1 protein-coding gene is annotated in these 219 nt (G+C 63.5%); it reads right to left on the bottom strand.

The window, feature by feature from the left end; translation table 11 throughout:
- Positions 1 to 219, bottom strand: a 219-nt coding sequence (locus tag RRF55_RS28920) for a hypothetical protein (protein WP_439419435.1), incomplete at both ends; no start/stop codon positions are given.

Raw genomic sequence — 219 nt, 5'->3', positions numbered from 1 at the left:
CCAGATAGACACCGTCGGTGCGCAGCAGCAAGATCACGTCCTTGGCGCCATCGAAGATGGACTGGAAATACCCCGAGATGTAGTCGGGCGACAGCGACAGCACCAGCACGCCCGAGAAGCGCCCTTGGCGGTACAGCGCGCGGCTCAGCTGTATGGTCCATTTATGGGAGACGCGCCCCTGCACGGGCCGGCCGATGAACATCCCCATGGTCTCGCGGT

This window comes from Klebsiella sp. K47 (assembly GCF_051858335.1).
Taxonomy (GTDB): Bacteria; Pseudomonadota; Gammaproteobacteria; order Enterobacterales; family Enterobacteriaceae; genus Klebsiella; species Klebsiella pneumoniae.
Note: the sequence above shows the minus strand (reverse complement) of the source record. Positions and strands in the feature narration are given on the sequence as shown.